Origin of the sequence: Pseudomonas sp. NPDC089395, from assembly GCF_044749525.1 — a bacterium.
Lineage (GTDB): Bacteria > Pseudomonadota > Gammaproteobacteria > Pseudomonadales > Pseudomonadaceae > Aquipseudomonas.
The window spans coordinates 258,363-285,310 of the sequence record NZ_JBIVID010000002.1 but is presented as its reverse complement, the minus strand read 5'-3'; the positions used below and the strand labels follow the sequence as shown (position 1 = coordinate 285,310).

Genomic DNA, 26,948 nt, shown 5'->3' with positions numbered 1-26,948 from the left:
CGATAGGGTCGGATAACGTTCAGTTATCAGACCTAAAGGGAAAATGGCACCTCGTAGCGGTAGGCGAGCAGAAAAAGACACTGCCACATGCGTGATCAACCCTGAATTTCAGCAGGATAGAATCAGGCTTGGGCTCCAGGTGAGGCGTTGGCAAGACATGAGCGAATGCGCAAATTTGATGGTTCACGAGATTATCGAACGGACGCTTTGGTACGAAACCCAAAACGACCGGGCCTCGCTTTCTCAAGGCGAGCTGCATGAACGGACCGAACCTCTACTCATTCTCGGGGAAGCGGGAATGGGAAAGTCACATCTGCTCGAATGGCTTGCAGCCGCTCCCGGCTATGCACGTTGCACTGCTCGCCAACTGATCAATCGTCATGACCCGAGGACGCTACTCGGCGACGCCAAGACTTTGGTGATTGATGCACTTGATGAAGTAAACGCCCAAAAAGAAGGTGATGCGGTGGACTTAGTGCTACGCCAGCTCGGAAGACTTGGCTGCCCGCACTTCATTCTGTCATGTCGTGTCGCGGACTGGCGTAGCGCCACTGGCATAGAGGCTATTCGTGAGCAGTATCCACTGGAGCCGCTTGAGCTGCATTTACAGCCCTTTGATGATGATGACGTAACAACCTTTCTATGCGCCTCCCTTGGGGCCGAGATTGCTAGGACGGTGGTCGAGCATTTCAACGCGCGCGGGCTCAACGGACTACTTGGCAATCCGCAGACCCTCGAACTCATATCCAGTGTCGCCGGATCGGGAAATCTGCCGGAGACACGTAGTGAGCTCTTCAGCCGAGCAGTAGAAGTTTTGTGGGTCGAACACCGGGATGCAAAGGCCTACATCCAGCTCGCACGAGAAACAGCTCTTGACGCCGCAGGCGCTGCTTTTGCTGGTTTGATCCTTACCGGCAGCGAAGCAATCGCTCGAACATCTGCAGCGAACTCCGCTGAAGGCGAGGTGCCGCTCGCCGAAATTTCTCACCTTCCTGACGGAAAATTCATAGGGGAAATGCTTGGCACACGGTTATTCAAAGCCGATGGTGCCAATCGCTTCGGCTATGTGCATCGTCGTGTCGGCGAATATCTGGGAGCTCGATGGCTTGTAAAACAGGCTGACACTCCGCAAAAACGCAGGCGCCTGCTTTCAATGTTTCACAGCCATGGACTCGTGCCGGCAAGTCTCCGTGGTATTCATGCGTGGCTTGCTCATGAGCCTGCGCTTGCTCAAGTGGTAATTTCCACTGATCCAATGGGCGTGATCGAATATGGTGATGCAGACGATCTCACCGTCGAGCAGGCTCGCTCGCTACTTGCCGCACTAGAGGTACTGGCTACCGACAATCCCCGTTTTCGGGCTTGGCAACCCTATTCGTTACGTGGCATCGCACAACCCGAGCTCATCGGAGACATACGGCGACTGCTTACAGCGCCGGACACGCCATTTGGTCTATGCCTCCTTCTGCTCGAAGCAGTAAAAGGTCAAAAGATTGCTTCACAGTTAACAGTTTATTTGCGAAGGATAATTCTCGACCCACAGATGATTTTCGCGATCCGGAGAGCCGCAGGTGATGCTCTTTCCGAAATAGATGGTGAGGATGATTGGTCGACTATCCTGCACGCGCTACACGGCTATGAAGATGAACTTTCGACTCGACTAGCCATCGAGCTGATTGATGAGATTGGCTACGAGCGAGTAGACGACAGACTTATCGTCGACCTGGTGGTCGCTCATGCCCTAAATGACAGCGGTACGATTGGAGTACTGTTAGGCCTAAAAATGCGGCTTCCTGACTCTAGGATTGAAGGGATACTTGACCGCTTAGCCGTAGCAGCCGAAACACTTGGCAAGCGGTACGACCGTCCCGGAAATGACGCCTTAACTGATTTCGCATATCACCTGACCGCACGTCGCGTAGAAACCGGTGGCGTCACCGCCGAAAAGCTCTGGTCTTGGCTAGAACCATTTGATGCTAGCACCGGATATCACCGCGAATCTCGCCAGCAGCTCGAGATCCTCATACGCCGCGAAGATCGTTTACGCCAGGCCGTACAGCGATATGTACTACTCGAACGACCCAGTCATCACAATCTTTGGCAATTAGCCTGGCGGTTGAGAGAGCGGTCATCCGCTTTTGCGCCGACCGCCGCTGATGTGATTGCGTTACTCGAGACGCTTGATCACTCGGATCACAGCGATGAACGTTGGCGCCATTTGGTTCAGCTCACTCCGCATGACGAACAAAACGGCTCTGAGGTTCGTGCAGTCGCAAGACGCTTCGCTGCGCACTCCACTGAGTTAATGGAGTGGGTCGAAAATCTTGTTGCGCCGGTTTTGTCAGAGTGGCAGATCAAGCAAGATGAAAGGGAGCGCGCTCGCCGAGCAAAGCAAACAGCTGCACACGCACGACAGCGAAACGATTATGCGCTTCATCTCGATGAAATGCGCTCAGGCGATTACGGCACTGTCATCGCCCCTGCTAAAGCCTATCTCAAGCTGTTTAATGACATTGGAGACGATGTGCCAGCTCACAAGCGCGTCGCTCAATGGCTTGGAGACGATATCGGGGAGGTGGCGCATGTAGGGTTCGAAGCCTTCATGGTACTCGAACCAGCCAATCCCACGGCGCACGACATTGCGGAAAGCCTTGCAAAAGGTCGGTACTATGAAGCTGCCTACATTATCGTCGCCGCACTCGCCGAACGTTTTCGGAACGGTATAGGGTTCGACGACCTTTCTGATGAGCGTCTTATGGCAGGACTGTTCGAACTGCGTCGCTCCCACATCGACGATCAAGCTGGGATTGTTGGCTTAAGGGATGCGATAGAGACCGCTGTCCAGGTTCGCGGCATTTGGGGCAATGCAATGCGGCTTTACCATGAGCCTCAACTTCAAGCTAGATGTACATCAGTAGATGGCCTCTATTCACTTGTGCGAGACGAGCGCCATGCTGAGCTTGCAGCCGAGCTTGCTACGGAATGGTTAGAACGCTTTCCAGATATGCCGATCGGACCAGAAGCAGAATTGATCGATCGGCTTGTTCGCTCAGGACGATTCGAGTCATTACGCCGTGCAGCGGCAGGTCACTTAGGTCTGACCGACCCTGAGAGAAGGCGAAACTGGGATGCGATTGGCCTTATTGTTGATTATGAGCCGACTGTAGCCCGGCTCAATGCTTCTTCGATTGAGCCCGAGCTGCTCTGGCATTTGCGGAGTCGCACAGCTGGCCACTTCGGCGAAGCTGTCATTGATCTTAGTCCTATACAGCTTGAATGGATCATCGCTACGTTACGCCCTCGCTGGCCGAAGGTAGACCGTCCAATGGGGACCACCTCTGGCGATACAAATCCTTGGGACGCGAGCAACTATTTGACCCAGCTCATCCACCGCCTAGGGAATGACACCTGCGAAGATGCGGTCGCTGCGTTGGCGCGCTTGAAGAGTGCTCCAACAGACGGTTACACGGAGACGGTGAAGATTGTTATAGCTGAGCAATCACGCATTCGCGTCGAAGCGGTTTATGTTCCTCCTACGCTCGAGGCGATAAATGCGATTGCGCGCAATCTTCTCCCTGTGTCCGCAGCCGATCTGCAGGCGTTGGTGCTCGAAGAGCTCTCGACCGCCCAGGCGAAGGTCAAGAGTGACGACGCAGAATCGTGGCGCGGTTTCTATGACGACGATGGTGTCGCTTTTGCAGAGGAGCGCTGTCGTGATCATTTGCTGGGGCTACTTCGCCAGGGATCGAAAGTGATCACTTTTGATCCAGAGGCACACGTTGCTGCGGACAAAGAAGTCGATATCGCGTGTTCAGCGGGTAAACTTCGAGTTCCTATCGAAGTGAAGGGGCAGTGGCACTCAGAACTCTGGCGGGGTGCCGACAAGCAGTTAGAGGCGCTCTACACGCGAGATTGGCGTGCAGAAGACCACGGCATCTATCTCGTCCTCTGGTTTGGCGATCAACAACCACCGAATAAGCGCCTTAGAAATCCAGGGAAAGGCATGCCGATACCTCAAACGGCTCATGAGCTTCGGGAGTTGCTTGTTACCGAAAGTAAGTCAGCACGAGAAGGACGTGTCATTGTGTTCGTGCTTGATCTAGTGAGGCATTAGCCAAAACAGAATGCTTTTCGACGCCGTAGCCTTTGTCGACAAGCAGCCATTTGCAGCGCTTGCGTGGATGACCTCGTAGGCTTGATGGAATGCTGAGGTCCAGCAGTGGCCGGGCGTAGCTGATGTCACTGGCTTGTCAGCGTCCGGCGAACTCACCTTCCGGGAGATGGTGTCCGCGTGTTTTCTAGCGGACGCGTTCATCCTTATCGCCAAGATTTTCAGACGCCAACGAAGCTCTTGTGCGCCTTCACCTAGGATTGCGACGGGATAGAAATAGTGCATGACGGGCGCCGTGAACCGCGTCTTTGGCGCCGGTTCGTGTGGCTCAGTCGAGCTGAGCTCACACCTTCATGAGCCATCGGCGGTCACCTCAAGCGCCGACTCCTAACTTCAGGGAATTCATTCGTGGGTTGCCGGGCTACGCATGTTCAGCAGCAAGTGGTACACCGTGATGGACGCACCACCTCTGGTGCGATACTCGCGGGTCACCCACAGGTTACTATTCGGTTGTGGCACCACGCTGGGCGTGGAATCAACACCGTGCTGGAAGCCAAAATACGCCAAGCTGCCTATCAACTCGGCATAACTATGAGTCAGTGCAGCAAAGTCGCTGACGTCGCAATAGGCTAAGATGAACACCGGGCTTAGGCATTCCTGATCATAACGGGCAACTTTGTTCAGGTGATCACGGATGACCGTCAAATCTAGGCTAAACAGGCGAAATGCCTCCACGATGGCCAATCGACGGTTTTTGGCATCGGTAATCACCCCATCCGCTTCGCCAGGAGACATTCCTGACGCTGACTCCCCCGCGCGCTTTTGATCTCTTATGCCTACGCGTGCTTCCGCCATGCGCTTGTCAAACAGCGAGGTGAACCAATCGTTGATCAGGTCTTCATGGGTGATTCGACGATTAGCCAGTCTGGAGGAGGGCGGCGCCTGCCACTGCAGATTTTTTTTGCGAAGCAGCAGTTCGCCGGCAACTTCAAACACACATTGTGCTAGAAACGTCTCGGTGCTGAGCCCGTTGCCTACCACTTCAACGTACTGATGGAAATCCAACGCCAGCAGTTGTTGGTAATCTGCCACGAGCTGAGCCACGGACCTGCGTGAGTCGTGGGTCATCAATTGTACCATTTGACTCAGCGTAATCTGGGGTGGCGCTGCATTGGCCAACTCATCCATGAGCTGGGTGAAGCTACCCGATTGAAGCGCCAGCGGGTTGAGTTCGCGGAAGCGGGTCGCCAGGTGCTGTGCGACCAATACCTCGCCACGCTGAATGAGTGCTCGGCAATAGGGTCGAAGGATTTCCAATTGTGTCTGTTGGTGTCCTGAGAGCTGAGTCCAGAACGCATCAAGTTTAGGTGTATCGCCAAGCAGCGCGTAGGCTTCCAGTACGGCCGTTGCCCAGGCAGCACTCATGTCCGGTGGAGTCAGATGCGCAATGCTGGCAAGACAGCTGTGCAGGGTCTGAGTCAGTATTACGCGATCGCTATCTTGACGGTAGATGTCGATCCGGCTTTGCAGCAGGAGCAAACCGTGTGAGGGGTCTTGGGTTCTGCTGAAAAGTTCAGCCATGCTTCGCGCGCACCGGCCAACATCACTGTCGCGATACGCAGCCGCGATGATGTATTGACGGAAGTTTTGGCAGTCCTGGTGCAGTTTTCGCTCCGTTTCAGCCTCAGATACAGCTCTTAGATCGTGCGGAATCTCCAGCGCCGTAGCCTTCTCAGCATAGGCATCAGGCGCATGACGCCATCGCTCCATGAGAGTAAGTAACTGCCATTTGAATTGGTAATTGGCCCAAGCCTTTCGGCTTTGAACGATCAACGGGTTGCGCGTCTGGACAAATCGTTCGGCGCCGATGAAATCCATCGCCGCCTGAATCAAGGTGCCGCCCAGTGCGAGTTCGCCCGAGTTCACCGCTGAGATAAAAGATTCCTCCAGTGCCGTCAGCCCCATCTCTTCGGTTCGCGTGCCGTGTCGTTGTGCGATGGCCTGTTTCAACTGTTGTTGACGATGGAGCAGGGCGCAGTTTTCCATCAAGGTGAACAGCAAATCCAAGGGGACATGAGGTAAACAGCGTTCCTGGAAGTCCGCAAAAAGACTATCGGGAAAATGCCCGACATAGCGGCTAAACTGATGCCATACGCGGTCTCGTTCACTCTGCAGTCCGGGGTGAAACAGCCAGAGTGTTTCTTCGCCTTGACCAAAGCCGAGTTCAATAACGATGCTGGCCACGCGATGCATGACCCGTTGATGGTCTTGCTCGTTGAGTTGGGGTGGCTGCATGCTCATTAGTACCTGCAAGTACTGGCGTATCGCCCGGCTTACAGCAAAGCTATTGGCATTGGCAGAGCTCAGGTGCGCTAGCCAGGAGTGGTGGTCATGAGACAGGCTGAGCCAGCGCGTCAGCCCCCCGTGTTCCGCGGTGCTAACCCAAGGCAGGACCGCATAGCACTCCTCGGGTTCCAGTGTGCGGCTGGCTGTAGCTATGCTGTTTGAAAATTCGTTGGCATACGCTTCCAGTATCGCCGACAGTAACGCCGACCTCGACGTGAGGGCGGCACTCAGAGTAATCTGCTCCAAACGTTCCAGCAGCCAGAAGGCGATTAGGTACTTTTGCGGTTCAGCGGTTCTGTGGGAAGTACAAGTTGCACTGGTGAGCAGTGAGCCGGTGAACGCGTGGCTGAGTTGCACAACCTGGCGTTCACTCAAGCCTTGAAGAAATGTGATCAGGAGTCGATATTCTGGCCGACGGGCAAAGGCGCTGATGGACCAATTGCATCTGCAGGCGAGATATTCAACCATCATGCACAGACGTTCGCCGGCTTCGAGCTCCTGTGCGATGGTGCGGCAGTACTCGCCACAGAGGATTTGGTGGTAGCCGCTGTCAAGGCTGTGCGCAACAGCACCCTCCATTGCCTGTCGTTCGTAGTGCGAATGATTGACCAGGAAATACAGTGCCGCATCGCACGTCTCCGGCTTGGACAAAAGCAGCAACAGATAGGTCTTGCTCCTGCTGAACTGCGGTAAGGCCATCAATGCTAGATATTTGAGAATTGGACGTGAGTGCGCCAGCTCCAGCAAACGCTCCGCGAAGCCAGTGGAGATCAAGGCCGCTCCCTCCACCCGGACCGTTTCATCAATGACCGTCAGCAGCAGGCCGAGGTGAAAAAGCGGCATCCCGTATCTGACGTGGCGGAGACGCTCACACGCTACTACGAATTGCAGCGGTGAAGCATCGCAGGCCAACGCGGTTGGGTACTCTGCGGCTAGTGAGCTAAAGGTGGTGGCTACTTGAGGGACCTCGCGGCGCGAGGTAGTGCGCACGCCTTCGGCGTCAATATGGATATCAACACGCTCCTGGACCGGTCTAAGCAGCTGAGAGAGGCGATCTGCATTACACGCTTGACGTTGCAAGGTGGCCAGCGGTTTTGCCAGTGCGCGATCGGTAGCCAGGTGCGCGGTCAGTTGCTCGATGAAGACCTGCCGTTCATCAACCGGCAGGTAGGCAAAGTCGATCGATTGAACCCAATCCCGGCCAACGCACTGGCATTCCAGCCAGAGTTTGAACGCTTGTGGCGGGTCCAACCGACTACGTAGCGTCAACCATAGCTGAGTAATTGCCTCCACTGGTAATCGACTGTCGCGGCTAGGCCACCTACAGCCATCCGCATGATGTTCGAGGCTTTCGAGCCATGCGGTGGCAGTTCGTTCTCCAAACGTAGGCACTAGCAATTGCAGGGCTTGATCGAATGGCAGGCTGTATTGCGGTGGCGCAAATCCGGCATTGCCAGCGCGGATGTCACGTAACACTCGGAGCGCTTCGAGCATGGGTTGCAGTGAGAGGTCGAGCGCCTGTGCATCGTTGATCGAGTCGCTATGGACGGTACACCAATCACCGTAGAAAGCGATCACCCCCAACTCTTCCAGCTGATCAACCGAAACGTCCACGCGGACCCAGCGGCAGGTTCCATCTTGCAGGGGCCAGGCTTGCTCCCCTGTAAAGAGCGCTTTTACGCCGTCGCGACCGAGATTCGGGGTCGTGAGCTTGGCATGAGCGAGGAAACAGCCGAGCATTTGCGCATTAGCGTGCTCACTGTAGTCACGCGCAACCGCGCTCTGATGGGTTGCAGCGACTTTCGCCGTAAGAGTGGTGAGCAACCGCCAATTGTCCGAGTAGTTTTGCATCTTCGCTATGGTAGCTCGCAGCAATGAAGTGAATGACACGTCCGCGACGGAGGGGACTGAGTGCGCCGCGAAGAGCTGGAGGATGTCGACTAGCCAGCCGCCACTGCGTATTGCTGCAGAACGCGCGAGACGTGAAGGTCGGCCAACCGGTAAATTTCCACCAGTTCAAGGTTGTAGGCCTGGCTCACGTCTTCGAACGATGGCGACGTGTTGGCATCAACCGTCGAGCGGCGCAGGCGACTTTTGACCCGGTCATAAATTTTGCTCAACACGCGATCAGCGTCGATGTAGTTCATCAAACCCGTCAGCTTCTGGGGATCGGAGAACGCTCCCGCCACCTCGATCATCGAGCGGTATTTAGACATGTCCACAGTGAAAGCAGGTTCGGTATAGAAATACCGGATGCATACCTCCCGAACGCGTTCATGCTGCGCGTAGGACTGATCTTGAGCGAACATACGTTCATGCTCAGCCTCATTCTGCATCGCAAGCACCCGCTCTACTTGCATTTCCACCTTGGAGGCCAACGCTAAAAGCTCCAGGTCATCGTGCTCGAACGCAACATGTTTGATGAACGACGCTACGCCCAGCAACTTGTAATCGAGGAATAAGTCGTCATCGTCCAGGTCTGATTCAGGGTCGGATTGACGTTCGAACTGACGGGTCCATGCTTGCATCTGGGTCATGATGGTGGTGCGCATCTGGTTGTCCTTAACAGTAAGTCGATTGGCTGGCGGACCTGCAGAAGGCGGGAGCTTGATACCGAGCGCGCCGCATGCAGCTATCTATGATAGCTTTTGGCCATGCATGATCGGAAGACTCAAGTCCGCATGCTCCGCTGTTCCGACCGTTGCGGAGGCTTCGAAGCGAGCAGGGTGATGCCGGGAGGGCGCGGGGAAAGAGGGCACGTGGTACCGCCGGCATCCGTGCGCCTTCCGGCCACCTAGCTGATCAATTGCTGAAGACGGAGCAGAAAACCCGAGGTGATTGCCGCCAGAGTGGCGCACCAAATCGAAGATTGGCAGGGTTATCCAGGGGATCGCGCTACTGGCATTTGCCGACAGTGCCGCGCATGAGCTAAGGAATCTGCTGATCGCTGTCCAGCAGGGTGCGCCTGTGGCCACCCGCACTAGGCGTCAACGAGAGGCAGCTCTTCCTCAATTATCTCGATGTGCTTATTACCCATCGACTTACCGGGTATACCGGCAAGGATGGCAATTACCGGCTGCGGTTAGTAGAAATTGAAAGCCTCCGAGCGTGTCACGCTTTAACGGCTTAGCTTTGAACTAGCTACTCGATAACCGAAATGCTCGTGGGGGACAAACTACCAGAGAGAGGGGAACAGAAAATCTATCGAGCGCCGCGAAAGCTTCAGGGATACCGACTGACGGCGGTCCAAAGTGATCAGCCCCTCTAAACACATCTGACTTAGTAGGCTGTGCGTGGTAGTCTCATCGAGACCCTGGCGCGCACGGATATCGTTGCGTTGCAGGTCACCCAAGTAGAGAAGCGTTTTGTAGATATCACGGCACTTAATCTGCAGTTCAGGCAGTTGCTCGCCTTTACTGCCTGACAGTGCGCGGCGGCTCCGCATCTCAAAATAGCCGTCGATCCGATCATTTAGCCTTTCCGGTTCCAGCAGCTTACTGAAGTACTGCAACTGTTCCAGTGCTGTCTCAGTGAAGAATCTAGTCCAGCGCAACAAACCGCTATCCGATAGTTCGCCACGGCCGTCTAATCCGCCTTGGCGCGGAGCATCCGCAGCGCACAGCATCTCGTAATAGGCGGCGATATTGCAAGCGAACCCACGGCTCATGGACCACAAGCCAGACCCACTCAAGCCAGCAGCCTTGAGGTACTGATCTGTGAATAGGCGGCCCGTACGTCCATTGCCGTCCATGAATGGGTGGATCCACATCAGGCGGTGATGCGAGGCAGCAGCGGCTAAGAGCCGCGATTGCCCATGGATCCAGTCTAGACGGTACACGCGCTCAAAGTCGTTGAGGTGCAACAGCATCTGTTGCGAAGTAGGGGGGATGTGTCGGCCAACGCGGACCTCACATTTACGAAATTCACCAGGGACCATGCGCGCTGAAATCGCTGGCTCGAATGATTGCATTTCCAGCATCCGTTCAGGCACTCCGACATAGAGTTCGCGATGTAGGCGTGCGATTGTGACCTTCGCACACACGGTGACTTTGTTGATTGGCTCATTGACGAGCCGGCGCTGGGCGTCAATGTGGCGTTTAACCTCTTGCAGGCCTTGGTCGCCTTCGATCTCATAAGGACTCTCCTCGGCCCTCAGAATGTCGATCGGTGCGCTTGAATTCCCCTCGATCTTGTTGCTGTAGTACGAATTTACAAGCTGTACCAGATTCATCATAGGCACGCGTAATGGGGCTGGAATCCCTGTGTGGAGGGCCTCGTCGAGCCTCATGATCTGGATGATTTGTTCCAGCAGCTCCTCCGTGGCCTTGTCTTGGGTGATGTACGGGGTGAATGCCATTGCCACCTAGTCCTTTGCACTGCTAGTTATAACGGCTTAGAACGTTTCAAAGCTTTCTCCTTGCTGGGTAGTGGATGGTCATTTCAACGCCAGAGCAATCAGCTGTGGCAGTATTTTCTCAGCAGGGCCTATCAGCATGATCTCGCTCGGCCCATTCATGGATACATCTACGTTATTGACGTGTATGACCACTGCACCAGACGCTAACGCGATATCAGGTAAGTCAGCAGCAGGCCTGACCACACCGGAAGTCCCGAATGAAAGCAAGATGTCACACTGTCGTGCTGCTTGGCTGGCGGCTTTCCATACACCTGGCGGGAGGTCCTCACCAAACCACACTATAGCTGGACGCAAGCGGCCGTTGCACCGGCGGCAGCGGGGCGGTTCTATCAATGCGCCTTCCGCTGGGATGATCGGAAACACCAGCGGTTCCACGAAAAATCGATGACAGGCGAAACACTTGGGGCGCATCAGGCTGCCATGGAGATGAAGGACGTCCTGATCACCTGCCCGCTCGTGCAAATCATCAATATTCTGAGTGACCACGGTGACACTCCGGCCGCTGCCAGATAACCGATGGATCGCCTGATGTGCCGCATTGGGCTTGGCTTGCATTACCTGCTGGCGCCGCCATAGGTACCAGCCCCAAACCAGCGCCGGATTTTCGCGGAATGCCTGCGCCGTTTCTAAACGCTGCGGGTCTTGGCGCTCCCACAACCCGGTCAGTTCGTCGCGGAAAGTCGGGATTCCGCTGCCGGCGGAAACGCCAGCGCCGGTAAACACCATGATATGTTGCGCGGACCGCAGTGCCTCAGCGGCTTTTGCTAGGTTGTCCATGGGTATTCATCAGCCTAACGAGGGGCAGGGAGATCTGTCAGGATAACGGCCGCCAGCGGCATCGGAATTGACGTTATTAACTGCACAGCCATTACGAGCGCCTCGTGCCGAAATAGCCAGGCTCACAGTCGCAGAACCCAAACCGCATTCCCGTCGGGTTTTAATGGGCAATGACGGTGTGCGCTTCTGCATCAAAAGTGTGCGTACAACTGCGGTTCGTCAGCAGGTTTAGGTGGAAGGGCCACGCTGGTGGTTCGCGCTTCCAGGCTTCGCGCCGAGTACAACGCATGTGATCGTTTCCGCAGGCGTAAATCGAGATCTCCTAATTTGTAGGTGGCCACCGCGGTCTCGTAAATCACCGCGCTTTGCGAGCACTCAAGCCCACGGTGAATCACTATCTTACGAAGCTCTTCCAGGCTCCAGTGCGGACGTCCGCTGATGGATGGAGGGCATAGCATTTGTACCTGTGCGATCTCAACGCCCTTGGCCTGGGTGAGGAAAACGTTGAGTTCGTAGGCATCTTCCACAACAGCTGCTCGCTCGCTCTCACCGTTGAAAAGCGACCGCAAGGTTACCCAAAAGCACATCCCCTCAATTTCACAATAAGAACCTGTACGGACAGTACGGGTGTGAGATTCGGACAAATAGATCAAAACGGGCTCCACTGAGCGCTGCATACCCCTTGGCGAACGGTCACCAGGGCTGGAAACCTCAAATTATCCCACAATGAACACTATAGATTGTAGCCCTATCGTGTTCGATAGCGCTTCATCATTCCTTTTCAGAGGAATGATGATGGAAATCCGTGAATCCCTGGGTGAGGCACTGCGGCGCATGCGCATTCTTCACGACCTGACCCAGGAAGATTTCGCCGTGGTCAGTAGCCGAACCTACGTGAGCTCCCTCGAACGCGGACTCAAGTCGCCGACTATTCAAAAAATTGAAGAGCTGGCCGGCCGCATGGGTATCCACCCACTCAGCCTCATCGTATCTGCATACCTTATCCAGAACCCGGATATGGGCTTCGACGGGCTGATCAAACAGGTGAAAAAAGAGGCGCTCAAGCCTTGACCCTCGATCCAGCGCCGAAAATGAGCGCTATAGTGTTCATGCCGCCGTGAATCGACTACCATCGCTGCTAACTGGAACCCGCTTCGGGGAGCAGCGTAGTCATGCGTAGATCATTCCATTGCTAAGGTGGCCCCTTCTACATCCAAATGCCTATGGCCACCGCCGCTGCTCCCCATTTTCAATTGGCCTGTACGGGAAACCGTATCGAGAATCGTGGAGCATTCCTAACTAACACTGCCGAAGACTGCAGGCAGCGAGCCTGGATGGAGGAGGGCGTAGTTAAATAATGCGGTTTTGTCTCTCGGGTATAGCGAGCGAGGCGCGAGGATGGGCCTAGCCACGAGCAGCGCTAGCCATGCGAGGCCCCATCTATCTCCTCCTGTGCGGCTTGAACAACCGCGTCGGGGTCGGAGGATATGATGTCTTTCGGCAGCTTACCCGCCAAATACGAATTCGATGATTCGAACCACAAAGCCATGCCCCAGCCATTCATCCTGGTGGCCAGCACAGCGATGACGCGCTGCATTCCCGGGGACCCTATGGCCAGGCTGAGTGATTCGACGGCGTAACGCGGGAAGTACTCCACACCCTCGTAGTGAACAGAGAACATCGCACCGTCTGTGTACCGGCCAGGAGCGCCGTCGCTGCGTCCCTCAGCCACCGCCGGCAACAGTGCATTCAGCTCTGACCAGGTGAGCCAATCTCCACTGGCTATGACCCTGGCCTGTGCCTTGGACTGAAAAATGGCCTCTCGGCGGGAAAGGTTCCTCGCCTTTGGAATTGCCCGCATTCTGCAAGACGCTCCTTAAGCATTAAGGGGAGAGGGCACAACAAGCCAGTGCCGAGCTGCCCGCCAAGAGATAGATCAACATTAATTCAGATTTTTCAATGCTGGTCCTGGTCGACCGTTTGCCCAAGGTAAATGCCACTCGCGGAAGCCCGCTCATTAGGGCGAGGCCACTGGCTGGTCGATGTCGATAATCGACTCATCAACGGCGGCCCGTGTCCTGGAAGTAATCGTCCTGGGCAACCAGGCCCAAATCATCAGTCACAGCAGACGGCTCATCACTGAACAGCTGTTGAACGCGTCGCTCTTGCTTTATGTACGCCAAAGTCTGAAAAAAGCAGTGCTCACAGAGGTGAACCTCGAATCGCTGACCGTCGTGCTCGCTGCCATACCCCCAGTGGGCTTGTAGGGTTCCATACTGATAACCGCCCGCGGCCCTGCGCGTAGAACAACCGCAGACGTCACAAGTCACGTCAGTGACGGCCTCAACCTCGACCAGCCCGGTAATTTTCACTGTGAACTCCTAGAAAAATGGCTTCCATCCATGTGGGACGGCAAGCTGGCAATCGACGAGTGGGCAATCCAAGCTTAACCGCGGTCGCGCATGCCGATGCGCTTCACCGAATGCGCGCGTTCTTGGTCATGCGCGTGATAGTAGGTGTTCTGGGTCGTGCTGAGGTTGCTGTGACGCAGGTCTTCCTGCAGGTCCTTAGGATTGCGCAGCGGAGCGTCAAACGTGGCGGAGGTGTGACGCAGCCAGTGCGCAGAGGCACAGCGCAGGCTTTCCATCTCATGATGAGCGCGACCTTCGCTGCGCATCTTGTCCACGGCTTTATCAAAAACAGCTTGGAGGAGGGCGCGGATCTGTCGGTCAGACAAGCCTGCTCGACCCTTGAGTGTTTTGATCAGCGGCGTACTTTCTCCTGGATGAGGTAATTCGGGGAGCCCCAGGAATCGCCGATAGCGTTTTAAATATCGCTCTACGTAGATATCCCGCACGGCAATCTTGGCCGCCTTGTTGCCTTTACCCACCGCGAAGTACCACCAGTTGCCTTCATCATCTAAGCGAAAGTCACCCATGGTGGGTTTCCAATTCTTTCGGCCGGCGAGATCTGAAACACGCAGGTACATGGCGAACAAGGTGGCAACAATAAACAAGGTTCGTTCATGCCGCTCCGGCTCAGCGTTTGCCATTTCCTCAACGGTATCCAGGACAAAGTCCCATTGCAGGGGCGTAAGTGCCCGCGAAGAAGCAACTTCAGTTTCTTGCGTAGAAAATCGGTTGCCTTTCTTGAGGAGGCGAAACGGATTCGTTTGGGCGAAACCGTCTTCGATTAGAAATTCATAGAACCGGCTGCAGACGGTAAACACTTGGTTTAACGTGCCATTCGCCGCTTGATAGTGCTGGGCGCTGGGCGATTCTGTGGCCGCCGCCTTGCGAGACTTAATGTTAAAAGGATGCCATTTCGGATTAGGTATCCAGCCATCACGAGCATCCATCGCTGCTGGGTTATTCAGGAAGCGGCTGCGGGTCACCGGACCCACCCAGTCAGCCGGCGGGTTTCGACAGAAATCCAGATAATCTTGCGCATCCTGGCGCTTGAGCTGGTTCAGCGGTTTCCCTTGGACCAGCAGCGCCCACAGCAACAAGCGCTCCGTATGACTGCGGTACGAGTTGAACGTCTGCGCGTTGTCGGAAAACGCGCGCAGGAATGCACGCACCGCAGCGTAGCCACGATCAGGATCCAAAGCCGCTTGACACTCATCCAAAAAGGAAGCGACGCAGGCGAGCGAGGAACCCTGCAAACTGAAGTCTTGCTCGATGAAGTTATCGTAGGTTTCGAACAAGGGTTGGGGTGCGCGCGCCATGGAATACCAGCCAGAGTTTTGAAGACAATAGACTTCCAGTTATGACAGTAATCGGAAGTTTCAACCTTTTTCGAAGAAAAAGCGTCGATTCACTGATGGTAACGACAAGCCTAGCTAGGCGCAACATGAGAGTGCTGTGACTGGATCAATGACAGATGTCTTGCCGCGCTCCTTCAGGTTTAGGCAAATACGCTCATCAAACGCTCTTAAATTTGGAGACTTTCCTATACTCCCTAACTGATATAAACCTGCACAAACATCCTTAAAGCCATATTTTTAACGCAGCAGCGGTGCTGCTGGAAAGTAGCCTTATTACTTCCAAGGCGTGGGAAAGTCGCCTTATTGATTCCAAAACCTGGGGAAGTCGCCTCAATCTGTTGCACGAGTGCGGGAAAGTCGCCTCAATCTTGCAATCTGAAGGGAGGATTTTTCGTCGATTCACGACGTTTACTCCGAAGAGTGGGAAAAACTCCTCATTAATTGCTAACGCTAAAGGGTTTAGGAATCGTGTCTGACTCAAAAAATAGGGCACTTTGACTTCAGATGATGAGGCTGAGCTGCACAGATGTCGCTTTAATTCGCAGGGCATTGCCTTGATTGTCAATTTTATTTAATCAGATCAATGGGTTAAGCATGACTACTGGTGAGTCGCCTCATTTAGCGACAGCCTCATAAGAGTTTGGGTTCAGAAGCGGTGCTAAGCGGCTGAGAGCGAAAGGGTTCGGTGAATGCTGACAACGATGCCGGTGATTGCTGAAAAGGTCTACTGACGTGTCGCCGTCCAATTACGAGATTTAACATAATATGCATTATGCGCATCTGTGTATTTTGGTGGTGGCCCGTGGGTGGCCAGATTTGAAGCCAGGCCCTAGTCCTCGGAAGTAATTCTTAGGTCGTTTTCGGAACTAATCCCTGAACAGTACACGGAAGCCTTTCTGACCCCAATCGCGGAAGTAAATCGGCCTAAGCCCATTTTCAACCACATTCTGATCCCATTTGCTGATCAGATTGGGTGCGCACCTGGTAGACCGGTTTCTAAGTTCTGTCCAGTGATGCCATGGGTGCAATCTTGCTTCTCGGCTACATCTTCCTCGCATCTAGAAGGTTTTGTACGTTTCCACTGCGCACATGCAACCTCAATCGTGCTTAGCAGAGCCTCAGCCGCACCAGTCGACTTGCGTTGGTAAACCACGATCAATTATCGATGAAATCACAGCACCGTTGAGAGCTGCACTTTTTCTGACCAATGGCCGAGATCTTTGATAAGAAGCAATTTTTACCTTAATGCCTCAAGAAGAAATTTAGGCGCTACGGCACCTGTGTATGACAGGCAGCTAGCAACGAGGCCTGTGGCTCACTATGCAAATGCAGGTAATCAACGCCAGTTGACGCTGAGGCGTCCACGCCAGATTGCTGATAGGATGTCTAGCCACTTCAACCGCCAGGCTGCTAGTTAGCCCACGCTGTGAACCATCGAGAACAGAGGCCGGAGCTCTAAAGCTTAGGAATACTTCCTAGATTCGTTGCATTCATAAGCAATAAACGCCAGACTCCCCTTCTTTTTTATGCGTGCTCGATTCCAACTCAACTAAATGAATATTTAGTCGAGTTATTTCAACATTCTTGATGCTCGGCGCCCTTCGGATGTTTACCCTTCCGCTGAAAATGATCAGGATCTAGCAAAGCTATGACCTGTTGAGGTGAGACAGAATGCTGTTTCGCTAGGCTATCTAACTCAGCCAAGAAGCGCACCATGCTTGCTACCCTGGGTACCTCTAGTTCTGCGCATGCCTCTGCGTATTTTTGACCGATGACACTGTTAATTTCGAAGAGGCGCGCGACACTCTCGACATCGAAAAAGCCCTCTTTGACAAGCCCATCCAGTGCTCTGTTGCGCTTACTCGACATCGACATTGACCCAGCCTCTCACCCGAAAAGGTTTTTCAGAACTGTGTGATGCTTGGACGTCTTTGAGCCCCAGGATGTACCGAAGCTTCAACACGGTCTCAAGGCTCACGGATTTTTGATCCACATCACCTCTGACAAGCAAGAGCGCTATCACCTCATCTGCGCTGAGCCGGTATTTCCTCATCAGCTTGCTGAGCTTCTGTGAGAAATCGGCATCTGGCGTCTCCTCCCCTTCCTGAAGGACGCTAATCTCCTGCTCCAGCTCACATATGCGCTGTTGAGCGAGGCGTATGGCCTCGTGGCGGTTTGGGGCGTTCATAAGGGGCTTGGCTCCACGGTCTCCTTCTCGAATTGTAGCGTACAGAGCGGGCAACCCGTGCCGCCTGTCTGATCTGGCGCCGTCACGATAGGTAAGATTAATCATGTGGGTAGGCAAGGAAATCACCTGGCATTGAGTCGGCTGTCATCATCTCAGAATCGGTAACAGTCCGCATAAAATCGTTTATTGACGGGCATCGAGCCGCCGTTCCGGCGGGAAGGTGACATTTTAGGCTTATTGATGAGCTGCATCCTAATCGATAAGAATCGAGTTTCTGGCATCACTAGCTATTTGTTGACAGAAAATATCCCTAGGATTTTTTTTTTGCGGCACACGCGTCAATTAATAGCGTTTGTTGATACGAAGTCATCCTCAGCAAGAGCGCGGCGCCCTAGATTGATGCATCCATAGCACTGGCCTTCGCCATGCTTATCCTGACGCTGGCAATTTATGTTTAATCTCTTCTTCGAGATTACGGCGTTTGCCCGCGTCTGCGTGGCTCGCACAGGCCGGTGGCCTATTGGTGAGGTGGTGAAAGCACAAGAGGCAGGCTCACAGTCTGTGTGTGGAAGCGAAATCACTTAAGGCCGAGGTTTTGATCGCAACCAGGATGGGCGCCCGGCTTGGTGCTCCAGACCTATGCGACCACTTCTTCTCAGTGCCCTTCGCTATGAGCCGGTCTCTTCGAGCCCGAATTTCCGATAGATTCGAGATCTCGGCGCCCTTCCCTCATGACCGGCTAAGCTGCTGACTTGCAACATGGCTCCCACACAGGTAGCTGCGTATGACCGCGTTGCACTTAGAACGCTGTACAGGTGTAACCCGCCTACACCGGCCGACGTGGCGTGTGCTTGCAGCTTATTTGGAAAAGCTGCACAAATTGCTCTTCCGTCACCGTTTCAATATCGGAAAGAGAACTCACTCTAAGTAGGCTCGGCGGGTTCTTCGCTGTGGGCATATAAATACTGCGCATGATGGCTTCTGCTCGTCCCCTCCACTGAATGCGATTATTGCGGTCAATGATTTCAATCCCAGCTAACTGGGCCGTTTCTTTCACCCTCGCAGAAGCATAGGAGTGATCGATCTCGAGCTTGGTAATGCGGTAAACTTTGCTTCCATTTCCTTCTTCATTATCACCAGGCGCAGTCGAATTAATTGCGTTGGTCAAATCGTTGACCCCTAGCAGAGCTAGATCATCGGTCAATGAAACAGCGCTTCCCAAGACAGTATCGGAGTAGGTATCGAGGACGATAGCGACCCAAGGTCGAACAAGTGAAGCGTCATCCCTTTGAACCGACAGATCCACTCGCATGAACCCAATCGTCGCGGTGGTATCCACTACTGGCTTAACCCCCTTCAAGATCAAGCCAGAGCGGCCCGCTTTCGCATATAGCAGTACTACATCGATTTTCAGAGGCTCCGCTACAGGAGCGATGCTCTGCAATGAGACATGGGCATGCACGTGCCATAAATGACGCGATTCCCAGACAGGCTGCTGAACTGAGAAACGTAGGCCAGTACTCGGCTTAACGCTCGAGCTCCAATCTGCCCCAAGGTGCAATCCCTGCGTCGAGAGGTTTGTCAAAGCTGCGACTGCTGCCGCCGTTCCATGACGCTCAAGGTAAGCGTCCGTGTTTGGGAGAACCCGAACTGCCAGGCATTCCTCCAGCGCCGCGATGCACCTGGGTACCACCTCACCCGGAAGCTCGGAGACGTCAGCAGCACGGCATACGCCTAACTCTTGATGGAGAATGACGAACTCTGCATCGGACAGATGATGCTCGAGCTCTTGATCATCCTCTTCCTGTTTCAGTGCACTGTAGGTGTGGTAGCCAAGGAGCGCAGCCAGGACTTCCTGAATTTTCGCATGCCCCAGTTCAATGCCTGCAGCAAGGAGTGCCGCTTTAGCATGACGAGCAGCGTGGGTGAGAATGTTGGCCATCTCATGATCCTCAAGCCCTGTTTTGCTGCTGGTCGTTTTATCTGTCGCAAGACAGGTGAGTCATAAGATGCTGGGAGGATGTGTTTGGCGGATAACCTCTTCAAGTCGACCAGAGCTTAGGCGAGGCAGCCTCTTGTTAATGTAGTCCAAGATCTCAGCTCGGCAAGAGGAGTTCCAATATGGTTGCACTGTATGCTACGAGCACTCCTAGCACAGCTTCGCACCGGAGGCGCAAGCCGCGCCAAGAAACGGGCTGATCCCCTGATTCGACTGCGAATCCCATTCCGACAATAGCGGCATGATGGTAAATTGCCATCTACGTGGAAGCTGGTAGCTCAAGGAGTTCGATGTGAGAAATGATCTGGTGGTGGCCTGCTTGGTACTCTCTCTTACCGGATGTGGGGATGGGGGCGAAGCCTATAAAAAGCAGGCGGAGAGTCTTCGTGGAGACGTCAAATCTCTTCAGACACAGATCGCAGCTGCGAACAGTAGGATCAGCCAGCTTGAACAGGAAAATAAGGTTCTCAAAGAGACACCGCCAGTGTCCTTGGCGCAGGTGAGAAAAGCGGTCGATACCGGGAACGAAACAGCAGCAAAAGCCGCTTTGGAAGCGTTAACCTCCCGCTACCCAGGCTCACCCGAAGCCGCGACCGGGAGTGTCCTCTTGCAAAAGATGGTCAAGGATCGTGAAGCTAAGGAACAGGAAGATCGCCGCCTGGCAGCTCTTGGAATGAAAGCGATCCCAGTCAAAAGCTCGTTTACTGCGGACGACAGCGCTGTCTCCCTTCAGTCTGCTCAAGTATCCAGGAGTGATTTGCCACGTGGGCCTCAAGCTCAGGCTGGGGCATCAAAACGCTCATGGAGTACGTGGGGTGGAGCGACATGAAATCAGCCATTCGCAATGTGGAGACGGCAAAGACAGGTTCGGGTTAATCCACAGATTCATCGCCAGAGTTTCGCGCGTATTTCTCGCGGGTCAGCGGGTGGAAACGCAACACCTCAAGCGAAAACAAGCAATCAATGCGCTTGGCCACAGCCTGGTAGGGCGGAGACTTAATGCCCGCCTCCCGGCACTTAGCCCTTACGTTTTCCCACACGGCCCGCTTACTGATGCTTTGGTCGAGACAGCCCGAGCGGAAAGCCCATTCTACGATCATCTCAGCCTCCGGATGAAGCATTGATGGCTCATGGGCGACGTCTATGATTCCGCGCAGTGAGCCGGCATCAATGGACTGCAGGTCGAATGAAATTTTGTGCGGCCAAGGACTAGCAGATGTGGACTGGCAAGCATCCGCTGGCTCGCACAATGCCATAGGCGCAAGTTCGACCTTCGCCGGATTGCGAAACAAAGGCATGCTTAACTTGGAGCCTGTCTTGATGAGCCTTAGCTTGGGTCGGTTATCATTGGACATGCATAGCCTCTGCTATTATTTTTTGCTAGTAGTTTGAGGTTTAGCACGCAAATCTAGCTAGTCAATCTTTGACTGAATCGTCCGTGATTTCCTACCCACCTCCAAGCCACATTCGTAAGGCTCGTTATACAAACTCATTAAGAAAACCTCGCAACGATTCAGCCGGCCTCTTCGAGCCCGAAGTGTCGATGACTATACCAACCCTCGCCTCAGATGAGAGGGAAGCCGTGATTAAAGGTCTACCGCCAATCTCACCAAGACACGTTATTCATGAAAGAGCTATGGACATCCGCTGAAGTCCTTGAGCGCTTAAGCCACAACCAGGACGCACTGCGTGCCGCGGTCGAAGAGCTAGCGAGATTGGTTGGTGATCGTGGTGCGAGCGCAGTGGTCGGGCCGATTAGGGGGCGAATAATTATTTGAAATTATGGTTAAGCAATAATTATCTCCTAGCAATAATCTCTCTGGACAGCAGATTCCGTTTCGCTGTCGGGGGAGATCGTCACTAAGGAATTGCGTCCACGGCTGCGCAGACGCAATCTTCTCCGCTGACGGGCGCCTTGAACTCGATGAAGAAAGGTAGATGGCGCTTCGTCAGGTGCCATCTTAGTGTCTGTGTGCCATGACGCCATAAATCAACTCCGAGCATATGATCGCTATGGCTCGGACAGTGAGCGGTACCATTCAGCGTAGGGCGTGTTGATCGCCTTGTGGCGGTTGTAGTCCGGGCTACCGTCATCCCACCACACCGGGCCCCTCTCCCCTAGTGCCACTTTCGCCAAGTCCACCGCTGCTCGAGCGGCATGTAGCTTGTCGCCATCACCCAGTGCTTTGGCTTCCTTCACGGCTCGCCGGGCTTCCATCAAGTCGTGCACCAGGTGCTGACGCTCCTCATCAGGCAACGCGGGGTTGCTGCAGCGCCAGAGCTGACCATTGACTACGAGGTAGCGACCGTCCGGCGTTGTTGGATGCATAGGGGCAGATCTCGTGTGTGGTTACATGACCGACATTCAAAACGCTTCGAAGACTGCAGCTAGATGGCGAGTACATTTGTACTCCTCACGGCCATGCACCGCCCGGGCAGCCGCTCGATGGGGGATCTGAGGCTTCTCGTGTTAACCTGATCTGTTCTGCAGTTCAGAGCAAGCACGCGAACCTGCGTGCTTCATCAACGCTGACCTTTTATGAGCAGAAGCCGACGCAAAAACACCATACAGAAAACTACAACGACACGCCATTAGGCACGCTGACTGCTCGGGAAGTCTGCCAGGTGCTGCGAGAGGTCGTGCTTGGACGCCGGACAATGGCCAAGGTCGGTAACGAGTCCTGGGAACAGCTATACGCCTGCCATTTCGAGGTCGATGTAGAGGGATGGCGAATCACGATCTACAACGACTGTGATGAGCTGGACTACTGCGAGAGATGTGTGAGTCCCGATGGGCAGCGCTGGGAATTCGACCCAGGTGATCGAACAGATCCGGTTGCTTTGCTGTCGACTTGGGAGCATCAGACATTGGAGCGGATGTTGAAAGACCTGTAGAGCGATGAGGGCGTGCCCTGCCAGGGCCGGCTGTCGTGAATCAAGCCGTCGTCGACGACGTCTCGACCCTTCGGGCTTCCATCCGTCACGCCGGCGCGCTCCGCTTGCGCCCACAGCTTATTGATATCGGTCAGAGGATGACCTGGCCGTTTACAGCCATGACCGACCTGAACGCAACGCCGTAAGCCTCAAACCCCAGATTCGGCCAATCCAACCTGTAATCCAGACAGTCGTGATGATGGCCATGAACGACCATTTTAACCCCCATGGCGTGGGCAAGCTCATTGATCTCCGAGTGTCCGTATGGATGACAGCTAGGGGCCTCATGACAGACCAAGATATCCGCCTTCTCCATTGCGAGCGAGAAGTAATCATCCGGGTAAATTGCTGACAGCGCGTGCTGCCTTTTCGTCGCGAGTATGTCTGCCTGCTGTGGCCTGAGCGCTAGGTGCTGAAGGAAGTCCCCGTAATTTTGGATGCCGGTATCGGGGCTACCTGGTAACCAAATTTGCGACTCGAAGGTGCCACCCAGGCCTGCTATACGATGGCCAGCAATCTCCACTACCCGGCGATGCAGGCTGCGATCAGAGAGGCCGCAGCCATGGAGGTTATGCCAGTAGGCCGGACGATCCGTGTCATGGTTGCCGTGAATGAACCAGATTTCTGTCAGCTCCAAGATCGGGCGCAGGATCATGTCCAAGGGCAAACTGCATTCGAGGTCACCCAGGAATACCACTGCCTCAGGACGATCACGCTTCACCAACCTGATGACATGATCAAAGCGTCCGTGTACGTCACCCAGAAACCAAATCACTCGCTTCCCCCACGCATTCCTACATCACCATGGTGTCATCGACTTGATAATTTCGGTGATTTGCCTCCAGTAGTGAAGCAGCAAATACCCGCTGATGATGACGGCCTGTGGAAACGCAATGTAAGCCACAATGGGGCTCACAAACCTGTCATCGATGCCGAGCACGAGCAGCACTCCGAGGCACAGGATCACACACGGTATAAGGATGAGCGCGAGTACAGTCAAAGCCACGCTCACCACGAAGATCAAATCCATGAACGTCCTGAACACAGGTGTTGCTCCTTAAAATGCTTCATGTGCCGGCGACAAAGACGATCCGAACGTCAGCTCGGAGGATTCTACTACGACAGGTAGCCGCGAGGGCGTGGGCGTGTCCTTTCGGAGCCGGCTGTCGTGAACCGAGCGATCGTCGTACGCGACGTCTCGTCGCTTCGGGCGTCCATCCGTCACGCCGGCGCGCTCCGCTTGTTGTCTCTCATCTGGTGATATCTACGAGACTGATCGAGACCGCCTAGACGGCTTGCCCTTCCCATCCGTGCCGCTCGGCTAAGCTGAATATCTTCAGCGATGGCGGATGGAAAATCGCTCTGCAGGCGTACATTGCCGAACTGAGCCGTTCGGTGGTGCGGCGATCCCGCCGACTACTGCTTGTAAAGGACAGATCTCACTTCGAGGGTGCAAAGGATATGCGCAAAAATGGTCAGTCATGGTTTCTGATGCTGCTGGTTCTCTTCGTGGTGGGCTGGGCTGTTGGCAAGAAGGACACGCCCAAAACTGAGCCGTCAGTCAGCCAGGCACCGGTAAGCACTTTGGCATCAACCTCATCACCAGCACCACAACCGACACAAGCGTCAGCACCTGAGCATTTCGTCAACGCGGATAAGCTGAATCTGCGCGCTCAACCAGGAGGTAAAGTGATATCCAGCCTGAAGCGTGGGGAAAAGGTGCAGGTCTATGAGCAGAAAGAGGAATGGGCGCGCATCAGTCTCGATGGCCAACCGCAACGATGGATTTCTTCCAGAAACCTCTGCAGCGGTTCCAACTGCTTTGCCACCCCGCGGCCTAAAAGTGACCGCCCGGCTCCCCAACCAGCGCGCATCAACACGCCCGAAATTGGCTCATCGTGTCCCTGCTCCTCTGGTCGAATCTGTATAGGCCCAAGAGGGGGTCGCTACTGCATCACCTCTGGAGGGAACAAGCGGTACGGCGTGTAGCAGGAGCTTCTAGTGCTCAGCTCTGCTGGCCCACCGAGCGCGTGCAGTTGGTAGTCGGTGACTGCTTGAAACTGGTGCTCCGCCATGAGACGAAGGCGCTCAAGCTCAGTCCCCGTAACACCGTCGGCTTGAGCCTGGTGGTAGCGTTTCAAAGCATCCACTGCATCGGTGTACATCGGATGGTCGGGTAGCAAAACCTTACTGAGATCCTTCTTCCTCGTGATCACTCCGGTGAACTGTGTTCAGCACTGATAGCGCCGGGTCGTATTTTGGCAGCGCTACTATCAGCGCACCAACGTTCAAAATACGCTCCTTGAGTGGAGGAAGCGTAGGCACCATTGTGGCGTCCCAGATCTAGGTCTACGCGTCGTTTGTCCTAGTTACCAATCATGGTAGGCTCTGAAACCATAGATAGCCTGCTATCGAAAGCGCCTTCCAGGTGGCCGCCTCTTCATTGAACGGAGCAAAAGGAAATGCACATTTACGCCCGAGCCGATGAGCAAGCGTCATGACTCTAAAGACCTCCTTCGCCAGCGTACTCCGCGCGCTCCGCAACAAGCGCAACATCAGTCAGCGTGACTTCGCCGACACAACAAGCCGTACGTACCTTTCGAAACTCGAGCTAGGCAAATCCAGCATCACCCTGGATAAGCTCGGACAGATCAGTAACCGGCTAGAACTCAGCCCGTTGACGCTCCTTACCCTGACACTCAGTGAAGACACAGGTCGAACGCCAGTAGACCTGATGTCAAAGCTAACGGAAGAGCTTTCAGAGCTGCAGCGCGATGGTGGGCTTCCAGGCCTTCGTATCAAAGTGGAAGGACTCGACGCTGCTCGCCGCCCTCGCATGAACGCTCCTAAGACGACTCACTTAGGCATGAGGGAGTCTAGGCAGGCGGAACTAGCATTCGCGGACTAAAAGATCGGCCTCGCTCAACCCCTTGCATACCGTCACGCTTGCTCAGTGGGGAGCCGGGGAACCAACTGGATGTCGTCACGGATTTGGCGAATTGTCACACTTTTCGCCTCAATCAATGAACTGACTCACCCAGTGTGCCGGCGCTGTGCAATTGGTAGTCGATAACTGTCTGGTAGAGATGATGAGCCTCCAGTCGGAGGCGTTCGATTTCTTCTGCTGGCAGCCCATGAGCGAGAGCGTCGTTCTGAGCTCGGATAGCGTCAAGCGCTTGCCTGAGCAGCGGCTCGCCGGCTTCAGCCATTCCCAGCAGCGTTCTCTTCACTTGTTCACCCTCAACGGTGTGGCATCCTGCATCTGAGGGCTTAGTGTACTCTCGCATCCGCCAGATCGACCACGGAGATACGGATGGCAATCACAACAGTGATCTTCGACGCATTCGGCACAACCCTGCGAATCGGTACGCACACAAATCCATTTCGCCAGTTGCTGCGTGAAGGTGCCAAGCATGGCCGTCGCCCCTGCTCAGTGGATTTCCACAGACTGATGACCCTCAACGCCCGGATTCGAGATGCTGCTGACCTGCTCGGCATCCAGGTTGCACCGTCCCGCATGGCTGCAATTGAGTCAGCTCTTGAGCGCGAGATCGACTCGATTGAGGTCTTCCAGGATGCACATGATGCGATCGCCCTGCTGCATGAGCACGGCATCGCTACTGCCATATGCAGCAATCTTGCTGCACCCTACGGGCCGGCGGTGAAGCGGCTACTGCCAGATCTCAACGCCTACGCGTTCAGCTACGAGCTCGGGGTCATCAAGCCTGACCCAACAATCTACCGCTCCGTGTGCCACGATCTCGGGGTAGTTCCTGGCCACTTGTTCGAAGATGCGGCTCAGGTAGCAATGATCGGAGATTCACCAAGGTGCGATCGCGATGGGCCTCGAGCTATTGGCATCAAAGGCTTCTATCTAAATCGATCCGGAACTGAAGCAATCCGAGACCTAATGCAATTCGCGAAACTGGTTGTCGAGCAATCCTAGCAACGGCCAGCGCGCTTGGTAGGTTCGAACGACATTAGATTTGAAAGCCGCCACGCTAAAGCTTTGGATTGATGAACAACTCTTCAGTATCGGACTCAGACAGCCGCGGCTGGGGAATCAAAAATAATATAGGCATGAACACGATGCCTACAGTCGAGGGCGTCTAGCACCCACATGCGCCCCAGGCTCTGATAGGCGCCAGCACTATCCTTGCAAACACATTGGGAAACCAAGTTTGAGTAATCAGAGGTCATCATGCGATCTCGGTGCAAAACGGCTACGCACCGCACGCGCTGACCGTTAAAATACGCCCGAACCTCAGGATTGCGAACCAGGTATGGCCAAGGCTCCAAGGAAAAAGCCCGCAAGGGTAGCTCCAGCCCCTAATGATGCGGCTGCTAAAGGCGGCCGAAAAAATGTTGCGAGTCCGGTATCCACCGGCGATCGTGGCGGGTCATTCGAGC

22 protein-coding genes and 1 pseudogene are annotated in these 26,948 nt (G+C 54.6%); 7 read left to right on the top strand and 16 right to left on the bottom strand.

The window, feature by feature from the left end; all coding sequences use genetic code 11:
- Positions 1–157: 157 nt before the first annotated feature.
- A complete protein-coding gene (locus ACIPZG_RS06280; RefSeq protein WP_400711183.1) occupies positions 158–4,114 on the top strand; it encodes an NACHT domain-containing protein in 3,957 nt (1,318 codons plus the stop codon).
- Between the two features lie 16 nt (positions 4,115–4,130).
- Here ACIPZG_RS06280 and ACIPZG_RS06275 read toward each other — a convergent pair.
- The 6 genes and pseudogenes from ACIPZG_RS06275 to ACIPZG_RS06250 all read right to left on the bottom strand — a co-directional run.
- Positions 4,131–4,247 (bottom strand): annotated as a pseudogene (locus ACIPZG_RS06275) (IS5/IS1182 family transposase); the annotation flags it as partial.
- Positions 4,248–4,513: 266 nt separating this feature from the next.
- Positions 4,514–8,308 carry a hypothetical protein gene (locus ACIPZG_RS06270; RefSeq protein ID WP_400711180.1) on the bottom strand — a complete coding sequence of 1,265 codons (3,795 nt, stop codon included), beginning with the start codon at positions 8,306–8,308 and terminating at the stop codon, positions 4,514–4,516.
- A gap of 89 nt (positions 8,309–8,397) precedes the next feature.
- Positions 8,398–9,009 carry a hypothetical protein gene (locus ACIPZG_RS06265; protein ID WP_400711177.1) on the bottom strand — a complete coding sequence of 204 codons (612 nt, stop codon included), beginning with the start codon at positions 9,007–9,009 and terminating at the stop codon, positions 8,398–8,400.
- Between the two features lie 623 nt (positions 9,010–9,632).
- Positions 9,633–10,814, bottom strand: coding sequence for a Fic family protein (locus ACIPZG_RS06260; protein WP_400711174.1), 1,182 nt, complete (start codon positions 10,812–10,814; stop codon positions 9,633–9,635).
- A 78-nt stretch (positions 10,815–10,892) separates the two neighbouring features.
- Entirely contained in the window at positions 10,893–11,651 is a 759-nt protein-coding gene (locus ACIPZG_RS06255) for an SIR2 family NAD-dependent protein deacylase (protein WP_400711171.1), read from the bottom strand.
- A 191-nt stretch (positions 11,652–11,842) separates the two neighbouring features.
- Positions 11,843–12,304, bottom strand: coding sequence for a hypothetical protein (locus tag ACIPZG_RS06250; protein WP_400711168.1), 462 nt, complete (start codon positions 12,302–12,304; stop codon positions 11,843–11,845).
- Between the two features lie 142 nt (positions 12,305–12,446).
- On the opposite strand from ACIPZG_RS06250, the gene ACIPZG_RS06245 reads away from it, so the two are divergent.
- Complete coding sequence (locus ACIPZG_RS06245) at positions 12,447–12,722, top strand: helix-turn-helix domain-containing protein (protein ID WP_254465760.1); 276 nt, start codon at positions 12,447–12,449, stop codon at positions 12,720–12,722.
- A 349-nt stretch (positions 12,723–13,071) separates the two neighbouring features.
- On the opposite strand, the gene ACIPZG_RS06240 is transcribed toward ACIPZG_RS06245, so the two are convergent.
- From ACIPZG_RS06240 to ACIPZG_RS06225, 4 genes are all read right to left on the bottom strand, one after another.
- Positions 13,072–13,512, bottom strand: coding sequence for a hypothetical protein (locus ACIPZG_RS06240; RefSeq protein ID WP_400711165.1), 441 nt, complete (start codon positions 13,510–13,512; stop codon positions 13,072–13,074).
- A gap of 585 nt (positions 13,513–14,097) precedes the next feature.
- The gene (locus ACIPZG_RS06235) at positions 14,098–15,378 is read right to left on the bottom strand and encodes a tyrosine-type recombinase/integrase (protein ID WP_400711162.1); all 1,281 of its coding nucleotides are present in this window, start codon (positions 15,376–15,378) and stop codon (positions 14,098–14,100) included.
- 1,897 nt (positions 15,379–17,275) lie between these two features.
- Complete coding sequence (locus tag ACIPZG_RS06230; protein WP_400639466.1) at positions 17,276–17,605, bottom strand: hypothetical protein; 330 nt, start codon at positions 17,603–17,605, stop codon at positions 17,276–17,278.
- 826 nt (positions 17,606–18,431) lie between these two features.
- Positions 18,432–19,547 (bottom strand): hypothetical protein, encoded by a 1,116-nt coding sequence (locus ACIPZG_RS06225; protein WP_400639467.1) that lies wholly within the window; start codon positions 19,545–19,547, stop codon positions 18,432–18,434.
- Positions 19,548–19,896: 349 nt separating this feature from the next.
- Between ACIPZG_RS06225 and ACIPZG_RS06220 the strand changes: the two genes are divergently transcribed.
- A complete protein-coding gene (locus tag ACIPZG_RS06220) occupies positions 19,897–20,433 on the top strand; it encodes a hypothetical protein (RefSeq protein ID WP_400639468.1) in 537 nt (178 codons plus the stop codon).
- A gap of 43 nt (positions 20,434–20,476) precedes the next feature.
- Here the strand turns inward: ACIPZG_RS06220 and ACIPZG_RS06215 are convergent, their stop codons facing one another.
- Both ACIPZG_RS06215 and ACIPZG_RS06210 read right to left on the bottom strand, forming a co-directional pair.
- A complete protein-coding gene (locus ACIPZG_RS06215; protein ID WP_400639469.1) occupies positions 20,477–20,959 on the bottom strand; it encodes a hypothetical protein in 483 nt (160 codons plus the stop codon).
- A gap of 656 nt (positions 20,960–21,615) precedes the next feature.
- Positions 21,616–21,933, bottom strand: coding sequence for a hypothetical protein (locus ACIPZG_RS06210; protein WP_400639470.1), 318 nt, complete (start codon positions 21,931–21,933; stop codon positions 21,616–21,618).
- A 329-nt stretch (positions 21,934–22,262) separates the two neighbouring features.
- Here ACIPZG_RS06210 and ACIPZG_RS06205 point away from each other — a divergent pair, with 329 nt between their 5' ends.
- Positions 22,263–22,499, top strand: a complete 237-nt coding sequence (locus ACIPZG_RS06205) for a hypothetical protein (RefSeq protein WP_400639471.1) — start codon at positions 22,263–22,265, stop codon at positions 22,497–22,499.
- Positions 22,500–22,629: 130 nt separating this feature from the next.
- Here ACIPZG_RS06205 and ACIPZG_RS06200 read toward each other — a convergent pair whose 3' ends face one another.
- Together ACIPZG_RS06200 and ACIPZG_RS06195 are read right to left on the bottom strand one after the other, a co-directional pair.
- Positions 22,630–23,313, bottom strand: coding sequence for a metallophosphoesterase (locus ACIPZG_RS06200; RefSeq protein ID WP_400639472.1), 684 nt, complete (start codon positions 23,311–23,313; stop codon positions 22,630–22,632).
- Positions 23,314–23,337: 24 nt separating this feature from the next.
- Entirely contained in the window at positions 23,338–23,568 is a 231-nt protein-coding gene (locus ACIPZG_RS06195) for a hypothetical protein (protein WP_400639473.1), read from the bottom strand.
- Between the two features lie 431 nt (positions 23,569–23,999).
- On the opposite strand from ACIPZG_RS06195, the gene ACIPZG_RS06190 reads away from it, so the two are divergent.
- A complete protein-coding gene (locus ACIPZG_RS06190; protein ID WP_400711159.1) occupies positions 24,000–24,527 on the top strand; it encodes an SH3 domain-containing protein in 528 nt (175 codons plus the stop codon).
- Here the strand turns inward: ACIPZG_RS06190 and ACIPZG_RS06185 are convergent.
- Positions 24,485–24,703, bottom strand: coding sequence for a hypothetical protein (locus ACIPZG_RS06185; RefSeq protein ID WP_400639475.1), 219 nt, complete (start codon positions 24,701–24,703; stop codon positions 24,485–24,487). The two genes, ACIPZG_RS06190 and ACIPZG_RS06185, sit on opposite strands and share 43 nt — an antisense overlap.
- 332 nt (positions 24,704–25,035) lie before the next feature.
- Between ACIPZG_RS06185 and ACIPZG_RS06180 the strand changes: the two genes are divergently transcribed.
- Positions 25,036–25,446, top strand: a complete 411-nt coding sequence (locus tag ACIPZG_RS06180; RefSeq protein WP_400639476.1) for a helix-turn-helix domain-containing protein — start codon at positions 25,036–25,038, stop codon at positions 25,444–25,446.
- Between the two features lie 112 nt (positions 25,447–25,558).
- On the opposite strand, the gene ACIPZG_RS06175 is transcribed toward ACIPZG_RS06180, so the two are convergent.
- Complete coding sequence (locus ACIPZG_RS06175) at positions 25,559–25,747, bottom strand: hypothetical protein (RefSeq protein ID WP_400639763.1); 189 nt, start codon at positions 25,745–25,747, stop codon at positions 25,559–25,561.
- A 104-nt stretch (positions 25,748–25,851) separates the two neighbouring features.
- On the opposite strand from ACIPZG_RS06175, the gene ACIPZG_RS06170 reads away from it, so the two are divergent.
- On the top strand, positions 25,852–26,484 hold the full coding sequence (locus ACIPZG_RS06170; protein ID WP_400639478.1) for an HAD family hydrolase: 633 nt from the start codon (positions 25,852–25,854) through the stop codon (positions 26,482–26,484).
- The last annotated feature ends 464 nt before the right edge of the window (positions 26,485–26,948 follow it).

Bases quoted from the DNA above. Each gene is read 5' to 3' on its own strand.
- ACIPZG_RS06175 (WP_400639763.1), bottom strand. From the start codon at position 25,747: ATGGCTGAAGCCGGCGAGCCGCTGCTCAGGCAAGCGCTTGACGCTATC.
- ACIPZG_RS06280 (WP_400711183.1), top strand. From the start codon at position 158: ATGAGCGAATGCGCAAATTTGATGGTTCACGAGATTATCGAACGGACG.
- ACIPZG_RS06185 (WP_400639475.1), bottom strand. From the start codon at position 24,703: ATGTACACCGATGCAGTGGATGCTTTGAAACGCTACCACCAGGCTCAA.
- ACIPZG_RS06260 (WP_400711174.1), bottom strand. From the start codon at position 10,814: ATGGCATTCACCCCGTACATCACCCAAGACAAGGCCACGGAGGAGCTG.
- ACIPZG_RS06190 (WP_400711159.1), top strand. From the start codon at position 24,000: ATGCGCAAAAATGGTCAGTCATGGTTTCTGATGCTGCTGGTTCTCTTC.
- ACIPZG_RS06225 (WP_400639467.1), bottom strand. From the start codon at position 19,547: ATGGCCAACATTCTCACCCACGCTGCTCGTCATGCTAAAGCGGCACTC.
- ACIPZG_RS06235 (WP_400711162.1), bottom strand. From the start codon at position 15,378: ATGGCGCGCGCACCCCAACCCTTGTTCGAAACCTACGATAACTTCATC.
- ACIPZG_RS06255 (WP_400711171.1), bottom strand. From the start codon at position 11,651: ATGGACAACCTAGCAAAAGCCGCTGAGGCACTGCGGTCCGCGCAACAT.
- ACIPZG_RS06195 (WP_400639473.1), bottom strand. From the start codon at position 23,568: ATGGATTTGATCTTCGTGGTGAGCGTGGCTTTGACTGTACTCGCGCTC.
- ACIPZG_RS06265 (WP_400711177.1), bottom strand. From the start codon at position 9,009: ATGCGCACCACCATCATGACCCAGATGCAAGCATGGACCCGTCAGTTC.
- ACIPZG_RS06215 (WP_400639469.1), bottom strand. From the start codon at position 20,959: ATGTCCAATGATAACCGACCCAAGCTAAGGCTCATCAAGACAGGCTCC.
- ACIPZG_RS06230 (WP_400639466.1), bottom strand. From the start codon at position 17,605: ATGAACGCCCCAAACCGCCACGAGGCCATACGCCTCGCTCAACAGCGC.
- ACIPZG_RS06245 (WP_254465760.1), top strand. From the start codon at position 12,447: ATGGAAATCCGTGAATCCCTGGGTGAGGCACTGCGGCGCATGCGCATT.
- ACIPZG_RS06180 (WP_400639476.1), top strand. From the start codon at position 25,036: ATGACTCTAAAGACCTCCTTCGCCAGCGTACTCCGCGCGCTCCGCAAC.
- ACIPZG_RS06170 (WP_400639478.1), top strand. From the start codon at position 25,852: ATGGCAATCACAACAGTGATCTTCGACGCATTCGGCACAACCCTGCGA.
- ACIPZG_RS06240 (WP_400711165.1), bottom strand. From the start codon at position 13,512: ATGCGGGCAATTCCAAAGGCGAGGAACCTTTCCCGCCGAGAGGCCATT.
- ACIPZG_RS06210 (WP_400639470.1), bottom strand. From the start codon at position 21,933: ATGCATCCAACAACGCCGGACGGTCGCTACCTCGTAGTCAATGGTCAG.
- ACIPZG_RS06205 (WP_400639471.1), top strand. From the start codon at position 22,263: ATGGCCAAGGTCGGTAACGAGTCCTGGGAACAGCTATACGCCTGCCAT.
- ACIPZG_RS06270 (WP_400711180.1), bottom strand. From the start codon at position 8,308: ATGCAAAACTACTCGGACAATTGGCGGTTGCTCACCACTCTTACGGCG.